Raw genomic sequence first — 12,227 nt, 5'->3', positions numbered from 1 at the left:
CTCAACGGTCCTCCCCTGCGCGCAGCACCCGTACCAGGTCCACCCGGGACAGCAGGCGGGCCAGCGCCAGGACGACCGCGCTGATGGCCACGGCGGTGGCCACGGCGGTCAGTGTCACGGTGCCCCACGGGACGACCTGCGGCAGCGGTGGATAGGGGGTCTGTCCGCTGTCGTCGACGGTGACCAGGGGCAGCACCGCCGACGCGAGCGCCATGCCCATCAGCGCCCCCGGGAGCACCGCGAACATCGCCAGACCCAGCTGCTCGGCGCCCAGCAGCGCGGACAGGCTTCCGGTGCGGACCCCGATCGCCCGCAGCAGGGCGAACTCCTTGCGCCGCTGCCGGGTGGAGACCACCGCGTGCACCGTGAAGGCGATGACCGCGAAGCCGGGGGCCAGATACCGCACCAGTTCCAGCACCCGCCGCAACCCGCTGCGGAACGGGTCGGCCCGCAGGGACGCGGCGGTGCGCGCTGTCGTGGTGACGCGGCCCAGCGCGGGCTGGGCCTCGGCGGCGGTGGCCGTGCGCGCGCTGTCGGTGCTGCTGAGCCACCAGAACGCGGGATCCTCCTGGTCGGCACCGTACCGCGTCAGCGCGGCGGCGAGCCGGCGCTGGTCGGCGATCAGGTGCCCCTGCCCGCGGCCCAGTCCGGGCAGCGAGTCGACCCGGCCCACGATTCTGACAGTGATGCGGGAGCCGCCCAGATCCAGCACGGTGGTGCTGCCCACGCCCAGGCGCGCGTCGCGCAGCGTCGGGGCGTCCGCGCGCACCGGCAGCGGCGTGGGCCGGCCGGCCGGAACCGCCACGAGCCGCACCCGGCTGCCGGGCCGGGTGTCGTAGTCGCTGTCGGCAAGCTCGCCGAAGGCGTCGTCACCGGCCTGGGAGTGCCGGATGCCGGTGCTGACGGTGGTCCGCAGCACCACGGAGCCGCCGCGGACGACCGAGCACACCCCGGGGACGCCGGGACCGTAGCCGCCGGTCGGTCTTCCTTCACAGGCCCCCGCGGTGGCCTCGGAGGCGTGGTCCGTGCCGTCGGCCCAGACCTGTCCGCCGGGCAGCCGGGTGACCCAGGTGTCCGTGTCGGTGCGCGCGCCCACCCGGACCAGTTCCAGATCGAGCCGCGCGGGACGCACGTTCGGTTGCGGCAGGACGCCGACGGCGGTCACCGTCAGCGGGTACTCCCGCCGGTGACCGCCGCTCAGCGCCACGTCGAGCGGTACGACGACGACGTGCCTGGCTCCGTCGGCGGCGGGCAGCCGGGTCGGCACCGTGCTCACGAGGCCCGACGCGTCCTGCACGGTCAGTTCCAGGCTCGGGGTGGCCCGGCCGCCGTCGCTGCTCAGCCGCTCGTCGAGGAGGAGTGCGGTAGGCCGCCCGGGCAGCCGTATTCCGGCAGTGGTCGGTGACGGGGTGCGGGGAGCGGGTCCGCCGACCGTGCCGACCAGGTTCTCGGTGGCGCCGCCGGGCAGCGTCACCGTCGACTGCGTCACCGGTGTCACGGCGGTCACCGCGGGCAGCGCCCGATAGGCCGTGCCCAGGACGGGGGAGGGGTAGCCGTCGGCCGCCGAAGGAGAGATCCGCATGTCCGCGCCGACGGCGAACGCGGCCTGCTCCGAAGCCAGTTGACCAAGGCAGGCCAGCGCCGTGGTGGCGAAGGCGCTCACCGACACGGCCAGGCACATCAGCACCACCGGTCCCGCGTTGCGCGCCGCCCGCCGGCTCACCTGCCAGCCGGCCAGCGCGGGCACCAGGCCCCGGCTGCGCCTCCCGAACGCGTCCAGCAACAGGGCGGTCAGCGGCAGCAGTCGTAACAGCAGGAGCGCGGCGGCGCCGGCCACCAGGGCCGGCACCACGACCAGCACCGGGTCCGCGGCCGCGGCGCCGGTGCCCAGGCCGGCGAGCAGCGAATGGTGCCGCCGCAGCTCCAGATAGCCCAGGGCCGCGACGGCCAGCAACGCCAGGTCGGCGCCGAGGCGCTGTGCGGCGGCGGCCCGTGCGCCGCGGGTCGGTCGCCACCGCGCCGACGGCAGCACGGGCAGCAGCACCGCCGCGGCGTGCACCAGAAGGGTCAGGGTCACCGCCGCGTACGCGCCGGTGCCCAGGCCGCCGGGATGCAGCAACCGGGCCAGGAAGGGCGCGGCGACGGCGGCCGGGAGGCCGGTGAGCGCCCACTCGGCCGCCGCCCCGCGCAGCAACCGCAGGGTGCCTGCTCCTCTGGCCCGTTGGAGAACCAGCTCGTCGCGTCGGCGCTCCGTCAGCTGACGAGCGGCCAGCACCAGGGTGGCCAGGGCGAGGGCCGCCAGCAGGACGCTCGGCAGGTACAGCGAGGACCGGGCCGCCACCGTCGGCACCGTCAGGTCGTCGATCGCACCCGGCAGTCCGGAGTTCACGGTCAGGTCGGCCAGGGACGGCTGCCGCCCGCGGAACACGGACACGCGGCTCTGACTGCCGGAGAAGGCACGCAGCCGGTCGTGCAACCCGGCCAGGCTGTCCGCGTCGACCCGGGAGTACTCCGGCTGCACGCTCCAGTGTGCCGTCAGCTGTCCGTTCAGGGCGGCGCTGCCGTTGAGGTCCGACGCCGACACCACCAGCAGGTGCTGGTCGGCGGTCTCCCCCCGGGTCAGGTCACCGGCCATCGCGGGCCAGAACCCGACGGCACCGGTCGCCCGGTAGACCCCGGTGATCCGCACGGTCAGGGCGCGCCCGAAGGAATCCCGCACCTGGAGGCGGGAACCGGGCCCGACGCCCAGCCGCCTGGCCAGCGCGTCGGGCACCGCCGCGTCGACCGGGGCGGCGGAGCCGGTGGCGGCCCGGACGTCGGCGAGCGAGGTGAACGCACCAGCCGGGGCGTCGGCCGTACCTGCGGGCCACCGCCCGGCGACCAACCGCCCGAACCTGCCCCCGCCCTGCACCGCCACCGGGTGCAGCCCGCTCCCGCCGGGGCCGCGCGGCGGTCCGGCCACCCCGTCGACCCCCGTCACCGAGACCGGCGACATGCCCAGCAGCCCCACATAGGTCCGCTGGGGCACCCCGGCGAACACCCGCGCGGCGGCCGCCCGGACATCCCGGTCGGCGGCGGCCATGCCGTCGGCCCGGTAGGACGCCGAGACCGTCACCTGCGCGTCCAGGTCGGCAGCGAGCCGCCGCACGGCCCCCGCCTGCACCGAACCACCGGCCAGCGCCGCGAGCGCGGCCAGCGCCGTCGCACACAGCAGAACGGTCGCCGCGACGGCGGTGAGTACCAGCCCGTGCTGCGCGGCCCGCCTGACAACAGCGGGAATCCGCTGCCGGACCTGGCGCGGGGCACCGGGGCGTGGCCCCGACGAGGACGTGACGGCCGTGGCGACCACATGAACCCCCGCAGAATCGAACATGTGACGGTGACGGCGCGTCACAGTCCTACCAGGGATCCCTCCGGCCACACAAGAATCGCTGCTCTGCCGACTGACGGTGATGCCGTCACCGTGCTGTCGACACGGTCATCCACGGACTGGATGAGCCGGACACGGGATTCGGATCGTCTGAGGAACGGCAGCGGGGACCGCGGGCGTCCGACAGTCGTCCCGACCCGCACGCCGCTGTTCCGACCGTCGGCGAGTGCGGCCCGCCGCAGCATGCCGAGCGCTGTCAACGCCCCCCCCACCGGCATGTCCGCTCCCGTCCGCCGTCCACCGTCGCGGTGGACGATGCCGCGCTGTCGCCCGTCGGAGCGGACGGCCTGACGCGTGGTGGTGCCGGTCAGCTCGGCGGGTCCGCGCGCCTCACCAGGTCGTCGCCGCCGTCGCCCGTCAACGTCGTCCCCACCTCCGCCGCCTTCTGCCGCAGCCAGATGTGCGCGGCGTCCTGGGCGTGCACCGGGTGCCACCACATCGCCTCCCGCACCGGTACGACCTCGAACGGGAAGGGCAGGACACGGACCGCGGCGGAGCGCACCGCCTTGCGGGCCAGGCGTTCCTGGATCATCCCGATCCGGTGGGTGCCCTCGATCATGTGGGGCAGCAGCTGGAACGTCTGCACGGAGACCTCGACGCGCGGGCTGATGCCGATCATGCTGAGCTGCCGGGCGGCCGGGGCGTCGTAGGGGCGTTGGTAGACGGCCCAGGGCAGCCGGGCGAGGTGGTCGAGGGTGAGTTCGTCGCCTACCTCGGGGTGGTCGTCGGCGACCAGGCACAGCCAGCGGTCGCTGAAGAGGTCGACCGCGGGCAGGCCGTCGATGACGCCGTGCGGCATCAGCAGTCCGTCGACGGTGCTCAGCACGGTCGCGGTGTTCTCCACGACGGAGGGAGCCGGGTGCTGGAAGGCGAGCCGGATCCCGGGCGCCTCCCGGTGCAGGGCACGGGCCAGGGCGGCCCCGAACACGGCTGCGCCGTAGTCCGACGCGAGCAGGGTGAACTCGCGGCTCTCGGCCGCCGGATCGAAGTCGGCCTGGCTGGCGAAGACCCGCTCCAGCAGGTCGCACGCGGTGGCGCTGCGGTCGCGCAGGGCGGTGCCCAGCGGAGTCAGTTCGTAGGTGTTGCCGGTCCTGGCGAGCAGTTCGTCGTCGAAATGGCGCCGCAGCCGGGACAGTGCCGCGCTCATGGCCGGCTGGCTGAGCCCGACGCGCTCACCGGCCCGGGTGACGTTGCGCTCCTCCAGCAGCGCGCGGAGGGCGACGACCAGGTTCAGGTCGAGTCGGGACAGGTTCATCGGACACCACCGGCACGGAGATGGATATTCGTGGTGTGGATGCATGTCATCCACGGGATTCATTTGCGCGATCTGCGGTTCCGGGTCACAGTAGACCGGAATCGAGCGGGAGGGCACCTCATGGCAACACGCGCGGCCCGGTGGTCCGGGACCGGTTGCGTGACCTGACCCGGGCTCTGGCCTGGGAACCGGCCGATGTGTGGCCGCTGCTTCCACGAGGCCGACCTCGCCGGTCGTGCCGACGGGTGACGTCGGCAGCGTTCCGCTCGCCCTGCTGCCACCCACGTCGAACGGCGCGGGCGACGAGGGCCTCATGGCCACCGTCGCCCGCGGCGTTCGACGTGGTTCGTCCGTGGAGCCCGCCTCAGTCGGTCATGGCCTCGCGGACGAGAGCGGTGTCGACGAACTGCTCGAAGCGGACGATGAGTCCGCCGCGTACGACGAAGTGGTGGGCCACCCGCACGTCGATCGGCCTGCCGGTGGCCTTGTTCGTGGCGGTGTAGCGGGCGAGGACGACGACGTTCTCGCCGTCCACGACGTAGGTGTCGTCGTGGGCGGTCCAGCCGTCCCAGTCCTGGCCGAGCTTCTCCATCACGTTGGCGGTGACGCCGTCGGGGGTGCGGTAGGTCCCGGCGAGGGGGAAGCCGGCCATCTCCGTCCACTCCACGTCGGGGGCGAGAGTGGCCCGCAGGGCCGCCAGGTCGCCCGCCGCGGAGGCGAGGTACTGGCGGCGTACGACGTCGGCCGGGGCCGTGGAGGTGGTGAAGTCGCTCATGGTCAGCCCCACTTCATCTCGCCCTTGGCGACCTTCGAGCCGATCTGGGCGGCGATGAGCATGCCGTTGTCGGGGTAGCGCTTGACGAGGGCGTCGTTCAGCGCGGCGCCGTCGGCGGCCTTGCCGAGTTCCTCCTCGAAGGCGACGAGGTAGTCACGGGTGGCGGTGATGGCGGAGGCGTCGGCCGCGGTGCCGGGCAGGCGGTGGCCGGGGACCACCAGCTCCGGGTCGAGGGCGGCCATCTCGTCCAGGAGGTCGATCCAGGCGGCGCGGTCGCCGGGGGCGGGGGTGTCGGCGACCCAGACGTGCTCCTGCTGGAAGAGCAGGACACCGCCGAGGAGGGCGCGGTGTTCGGCCTGCCAGAGGTAGTGGCGGTCGGGCAGGCCCGCGGGGCCGCCCCTGAGCTCGAAGCGGTGGCCCTCCAGAGTGAGGTCGCCGGTGAGCGGGGTGAGCTCGACCAGGCGGGTGGGGAGGTTGGGGCCGAGGGCCGCCCAGGCCTTGAGCTTGCCCTCGTAGGAGTGCCGGATGTGCTGGATGACGATCGGGGTGGCGACGAAGGTCGCGTCGGGGAAGGCGTCGGCGATCACCTCGGCGCCGAAGTAGAAGTCCGGGTCGGCGTGCGAGACGAAGACGGTGGTCAGCGTCTTGCCGGAGTCGAGGATCTCGGCGGCCAGGCGGTGGCCGTCGGCGCGGGTGAAGGCGGCGTCGACGAGGAGGGCCTCCTGCTCGCCGGTGACGAGGGTGGCGGTCTTGTTCTTGCTGCCGGCCGGGAAGTCCAGGTCGAGGACCTTGAAGGAGAGGGTGCTCACGATGGCTCCTTGAGAGGGGATGACTGGGTGGGGACGGGATGTCGGTGGGGTCAGTGACCGCGCTGGGCGGCGAGCTTCCGGTCGACCTCGTCGGCGGTGGCACGGCCCAGGGCCAGCGGGGTGACGCGGTCGCCGTCGACGGCCAGCAGGGTGGGGAAGCCCCGGACGCCGGCAGCGGCGGCCCGGCGGAAGTCGGCCTCGGCGGCGGCCTGTGCTTGCGGGGAACCGAAGGCGGTGACGACGGCGTCGGCGTCGAGTCCGGCGTCCTCGGCGATCCTGCGGTAGGTCGCGGCGTCGGACAGGCTCAGCCCGTCGACGTAGAAGGCGTCCTGAACAGCGGTGGCCAGGTGGGCGGCGCGCTCGGGGGCCGTCCCGCGCAGGGCGGCGACGCCGCGGGCGGCGGCCACGGAGTCCATCACGAACGAGCCGTCGGCGATCAGCCGCTCGTATGCCTCGCCGAACACGGCGCCCGTCAGCTCGGAGATGTCGGCGTTCGCGCCCTGGACGTACCCGAACTCCCGGATCGGCATCCGGCGTGAGCCGGTGAACAGACCTCCGGAGACCACCTCGACCGGCAGGTCCGGGTGGCGGGAGACGATTTCTCGCAGCGTTCCGGAGAACCCGTGCGACCAGCCGCAGTACGCGTCGAAGACGTAGACCAGCTTCATCGGAAAACCTCGGCAGGGGTGGTGCGCTCGCCGTGTGCGAGCAGTTCTCCTGATGAAACAGTAACTGACGTGTCAGATATTTCGCCGAGTGTGTGACGCCTGCCACATGGAGACCGTACGGCCACGGGCGGCGGGTGTGCCCGCCGCCCGTGGCCGTCACCTCATCGCACCACCCGCGCGTACGGCGCGACGGCGATCCGGTCGATCAGCGGCGCGTAGCGGGAGCGGAGCAGGACTCCCGGGAAGGTGTCCGAGGCGTAGGTCGTGCCGTCGAAGTTCGGCAGCTCCTCGGAGCGGAAGGCGACCGTGTTCTGTCCCTTCCTCAACTGGACCGGGACGGTCAGCTCCCAGAAGTTGTCCTGGTGGAAGGTGTGCGGGAAGCCGACGCGCTGTGCCGCACCGCCGTTGACGCTGATGTCCGCGTGCCGGGCCAGCGGGTCCGGGTTGTAGTGCGTCGCCTCGGACTGCTCCGGGTTGGAGTAGCGGATGCGCAGCGCGTACAGGCCGGCCGTGTCCGCGGCGACCGTGAACGTCGCGGTGTTGCCGTTGCCGGGGTCGCCGCCGATGCCGGTGATCGCCGTACCGTCCGTCGCCAGCGGCAGCGGGGTCAGCGTGGCCGTGCCCGCGAGTTCGGCGTCCTGCGCCTCGTACGTACGCGTCCTGAGCGTGCCGTCGGTGGGCGTGACCGTCAGCCGGTCGACGAGCGTGGTGTCCGAACCGCCGGTCACCGTCACCTTGTTGATGCCACCCGAGAGGGAGACGGCGACCTTGTGCCTGGACCTGGTCACGTGCAGGACGTCGTGCCCGTTGACGGACAGCCGGGCGTCCGCGGCGCCGAGGGTGTCGACGTCGAGGGTGGCCTCGCGGTCGGCGGGGGAGTAGACCCAGAACGTGGCCGTCTGGTGCTTCGCGACCCGGACCGCGCCGGAGCCGGTGGCGGGGGCCGGGGTGTGCTTCGGCAGGTCGTAGACGGGGTGGGCGCCGCCGCCCGTCCAGGCCAGTTCGCCCTCGTAGACCTGGGTGGCGGCCGACGCGTCCGGCAGGGACAGGGTGAGGCGGTCGACGATGGCGTCGCCCTGGGTGGTGCGCCTGCCGTCGAGGCTCTGCGCGGCGAGCGTGAGGGTGTGCCTGCCCTTGGTGAGGTGCACGGTGGTGTCGGTGTGGTCCCACACCACCCACTTGTAGCCGAGCGGCAGGTACAGCTCCTGCTCGTCGGCGGCCTGGCCGTCCACCCGCAGGAACACGTTGGTCGGGCCCTGGTCCTTCACCTTGTCGAAGGTGTTGAGGGAGTTGGCGAAGACACTCAGGTCGTAGGTGCCGTCCTCGGGCACGTCGACGGCGAAGTCGAGCGTGACGTCCGAGCCGGTGCGCAGGCCGCCGACGTCGTAGCCGCCGGAGGTGTAGAACTTCGACACGTCGCCCGTCGAACCCTCGGGGCCGTTCTTCGAGTAACCGGACCCGGTGTGGGCGGCGTCCTCCGCCTCGTACGACCCCTGCCAGCGCACCGGTGCGGACCGGGTGCGCTGCGCCCTCCCCGCAGGGCTGAGGACGATCTCGTACGCCGAGGACTCCTTGAGCCGCGGCAGTGTGCCGTCGCCGAAGTCGACGACGACCTTGCCGTCGGCACCGACCTTCAGGTTCGTCTCGGTCAGCAGCTTCGGTCCGGGGTTGTCGCCGATCTGACCGCTCCAGTCGATCTCGTTCACCCAGGCGTGCACGCGGTCCCCGAAGACCTTCCTGGGGACGTTGTCGAAGGTGATGTGCCCCTTGCCGGTGGACCCGCCGAAGAGCAGCCGGGACTGCTTCTTCTTCTCGTCCAGCGTGGCCACGCCCTGCATCGTGTAGTTCTGGCCGGGGAACGGCGGGGCCACCGTCACCGTGTGCCCGCTCATCGAGGCGTACGAGTGCAGCAGCCACCACTGCCCGTTGCCCCGGTTGGACTGCACCGCGGAGTCCGAGAGGTTGCCGTCGATGTTCCAGTACGCGATGTCGGCGTCCACCTTGGACTCCTCGATCGCGGACACCCACTGGATCATCTGGCCGGGGACGGAGGTGTGGTAGTTGAAGGCGTACTCGTTGATGTTGACGGGAAGCCGGGTGCCCTCGCGGTCGGTGCCCTTGAACAGCTCCTTCTCCCAGGCCCGGTACGTGGCGACGCTCTGGCGCACCGCCTCGGGATGGCTCAGCTCGTGCCAGGTGATCACGTCGGGCAGCGTGCCGGCGGCCAGGGTGTGGGTGAGGAAGCCCTTCACCTGGTCGTACAGGATGCTGGTGTTGGGTCCGGCGATGCGGGCGTCCGGCATCCTGCCCTTGATCAGCTTGTAGGCGGAGTCCCAGGCGGCGAAGTAGTCCTTGGGGTCGGTCAGCCAGCTGACCTTGTCGTAGCTCCATTCGCCGGTGCCGAACATGTTGCCCTCGGGCTCGTTGAACGGCACGAACACGATGTTGTCCTGGTACTGCTTCGGCAGCCGCAGCACCTGGTCGACCTGCTTGGCGAGCTTCTCCTCGTAGAGCTTGAGCTTCTCCTGCGGGGTGTCGCCCGGCCACTCGTAGGGGAAGCCGCGGTGGATGTCCGTCATGTAGACGTACACGTCACCGTCGGTGGAGTCGGCCAGCGGCCCGACCACGTCCAGCGCGTCGGCGCCCGGGTGCTGCGGGCCGTCCTGCGCCTTGGTGGAGACGGTGCGCAGGCCCATGCCCTCGATGAGGTTGTTGGTGGGGACGTCCGGTCCGTACACGCCGTAGAGGGTGCCGGAGGCGCCGCCGTGGAAGGCGCCGGTGTCCGAGGCGAGGTCGACGGTGAGGGCTCCCTCGCGGACCACGGTGACGGTCGCCTCCAGCGCCTGCCCGGCCGCGGTGCCGGCCACCGTGAAGGTGCCCGCCTCGGCGTACTTCCCGGGCGGTACGGCCTCCCAGACGATGGGTGTGTCGCGGTCGTAGCCGTCGGAGAAGGTCGCGCGGACGGAGCCGGGCAGGGACGGGGCGGTCCCGGTCGTGGTACGGACGTCGAACGACGTCTGCGAGAGCCGGTCCAGGGTGGGCACGTCCTTGACCGTACCGGCCACCTGCTCGGCGGTGAGCGCCGCGTGCCACACCGTGAAGTCGTCGATCACGCCCTTGAGCAGCGGATCCGGGTAGAAGGACTTGCCGATGTAACCGGCCGCCGTGGCCGAGCCGTCCAGCAGGTCCGTGGCCCTGACGGTGGTCGCGGCGGAGGAGACCGCCACGCCGTCGAGGTAGGTGGTGACCCGGTGGGCGGCGGTGTCGAGGGTGACCGTCACCGTCCGCCAGCCGTCGGCGGGCAGCGGCGCGTAGCCGGAGACCTGTGCCTCCGCTCCTGAGCCGCCGGTGGTCACGGCGGTGCGCAGCACCCCGCCGTTGGACGGCGTCGTGAACAGGTACCTGCCGGTGTCGGTGCCCAGGTCGAAGATGCGCTGCCAGGCCGACGTGTCGTCGCCCCACTTCACGCGGGCCGAGACCGTCAGGTCGGTCGCGTCGCCGAGTACTTCGCGGGGGAGGCGGACGTACGCGCCGTCGGAGGTGGGCGCGCCGCCGGGCAGGGACAGCGCCTTGCCGACGCCGTCCGAACCGGCGACGGACCGGGCGGTGGAGCCGTTGACCAGGGTCGCCGTCAGGCCGTTGCCGGAGCTGTCCGTGATCCTTCCGGTGGAGAGGTCGTCCTGGTCGAAGGTGTAGTGGGCGGCGGGCTGGGGCGTCCCGGCGGCCTGGGCGGGTATCGCCGGTGCGGCCAGCAGGCCCGCTCCGAGAGCCAGTGCCATGGCGGCCGGGGCCCGGCGCCGAGGGGATCTGTCAGCGGGTGGCATGGATTGCGTCCTCAATCCTCGTATCGGCGTAACAGTGTGCGGAGAGGTGTCGAACCGGTTCGATCGCGAGCTGTGCCAGACGCACTTCATCGAACCGGTTCGGGGAAGCTAGCAGCGTGGCTCCTGCCCATCAATCCCCCTGGCCACAACGAATATGCGCCTTCCGTCGGATCCGAAAGTTTCGCCGGAGGTGTTGACAGGCGACGTGGGCGTTCCTACCTTCACATCACGCGAACCGGTTCGATGACCGTCGGTCGAGCCGGTCGGCCCGTCGAGAAGTCGAACAAGGAGTCGTCCGTGAACATCGGTGAGATCGCCCGCCGGGCCGGTGTGTCGCGGAGCACCGTGTCGTACGCGCTGAGCGGCAAGCGTCCCGTCTCGGACGACACCCGGAGGAAGATCCAGCAGGTCATCGACGAGCTGGGCTACCGCCCGAACGCCAGCGCCCGCGCCCTCGCCAACGGCCGGACCAGCACCATCGGCCTGGTCTTCCCGCCGGCCGGCAACCACTACACCGGCATGCAACTGGACTTCATCGGCAGTGTGGTGGAGGCCGCCGCGGCGCACGACTACGACGTGCTGCTCTCACCGAGCGGTGTGGACAGCGACCGCTCGTTCCAGCGGCTGCTGGGGGAGCGGCGCGTCGACGGCGCGATCCTGATGGAGATCAGGCTGGCGGACGACCGGGTCGACCACCTGGCCGAGCTGGGCTTCCCCGCCGTCGCCATCGGCCGTACCGCCCACCCGGAAGGCGGCTGGTGGGTCGGGCTCGACCACACCGCCCTCGCGGCGGCCTGCGTCCACCACCTGGCGGACCTGGGCCATCGCCGCATCGCCTTCGTCAACCGGCCCGAGCAACTCCTGCGCGCCGGATACGAGTCCGCGCACCGCGGCCTGGACGGCTTCACCAAGGCCGCCGCCGAGCGCGGGCTGACCGTGCGGACGTACACCTGCGGGGACGACGCGGCATCCGGCCAGGCCTGCCTGGAACAGATCCTGCACGACGAGCCGGACACCACCGGTCTCGTCACGCTGAACGAGGCCGCGCTGGGCGGTCTCTATCGGGGGCTCGCCCAGGCGGGCCGCCATGTACCGCGCGACTTCTCCGTCACCGGTGTCGTCGCCGCCCGCTGGGCCGAGACGGTGACACCGCGGCTCACCGCCGCCGACGTACCGGCGGAGGAGCTGGGCCGCCGCGCCGTCGACCTGCTGGTGGAGCGCCTCGACCACCCCGACGCACCGCCCCGGCACCACCTGCTCGCACCGCCGATCTCCCTGCGGGCCAGCACCGGGCCGCACACGGCTTCCTGACCGCCGTCACCGTCATCCCCACCGTCACCGTCACGCCCACCGTCACCGTCACCGTCTCCGCCGCCGGGTAGACCCGCGCCCCTTTCCCTTCTCTCGCCGATCGCCCACCGGCGCCGTTCGGCGTGCCCGTTCACGTCCCACCACCCCGTGCCACG

Annotated in this window: 7 protein-coding genes; 1 reads left to right on the top strand and 6 read right to left on the bottom strand. The window is 72.3% G+C overall.

From position 1 onward, the window contains the following. Window position 1: 1 nt before the first annotated feature. From ACZ3KP_RS22395 to ACZ3KP_RS22370, 6 genes are all read right to left on the bottom strand, one after another. A complete protein-coding gene (locus tag ACZ3KP_RS22395) occupies window positions 2–3,373 on the bottom strand; it encodes an FtsX-like permease family protein (RefSeq protein WP_467501421.1) in 3,372 nt (1,123 codons plus the stop codon). 364 nt (window positions 3,374–3,737) lie between these two features. Beyond that, the gene (locus ACZ3KP_RS22390) at window positions 3,738–4,685 is read right to left on the bottom strand and encodes a LysR family transcriptional regulator (RefSeq protein WP_467501420.1); all 948 of its coding nucleotides are present in this window, start codon (window positions 4,683–4,685) and stop codon (window positions 3,738–3,740) included. Between the two features lie 364 nt (window positions 4,686–5,049). Next, window positions 5,050–5,460 carry a nuclear transport factor 2 family protein gene (locus tag ACZ3KP_RS22385; RefSeq protein ID WP_467501419.1) on the bottom strand — a complete coding sequence of 137 codons (411 nt, stop codon included), beginning with the start codon at window positions 5,458–5,460 and terminating at the stop codon, window positions 5,050–5,052. Between the two features lie 2 nt (window positions 5,461–5,462). Continuing rightward, on the bottom strand, window positions 5,463–6,269 hold the full coding sequence (locus ACZ3KP_RS22380; RefSeq protein WP_467501418.1) for an MBL fold metallo-hydrolase: 807 nt from the start codon (window positions 6,267–6,269) through the stop codon (window positions 5,463–5,465). A gap of 50 nt (window positions 6,270–6,319) precedes the next feature. Then, the gene (locus tag ACZ3KP_RS22375; protein WP_467501417.1) at window positions 6,320–6,937 is read right to left on the bottom strand and encodes a DsbA family protein; all 618 of its coding nucleotides are present in this window, start codon (window positions 6,935–6,937) and stop codon (window positions 6,320–6,322) included. 161 nt (window positions 6,938–7,098) lie between these two features. Continuing rightward, entirely contained in the window at window positions 7,099–10,716 is a 3,618-nt protein-coding gene (locus ACZ3KP_RS22370) for a LamG-like jellyroll fold domain-containing protein (protein ID WP_467501416.1), read from the bottom strand. Between the two features lie 342 nt (window positions 10,717–11,058). Here ACZ3KP_RS22370 and ACZ3KP_RS22365 point away from each other — a divergent pair, with 342 nt between their 5' ends. After that, a complete protein-coding gene (locus tag ACZ3KP_RS22365) occupies window positions 11,059–12,072 on the top strand; it encodes a LacI family DNA-binding transcriptional regulator (protein ID WP_467501415.1) in 1,014 nt (337 codons plus the stop codon). The last annotated feature ends 155 nt before the right edge of the window (window positions 12,073–12,227 follow it).

The organism is Streptomyces sp. NPDC020958 (assembly GCF_055562175.1).
Note: the sequence above shows the minus strand (reverse complement) of the source record. Positions and strands in the feature narration are given on the sequence as shown.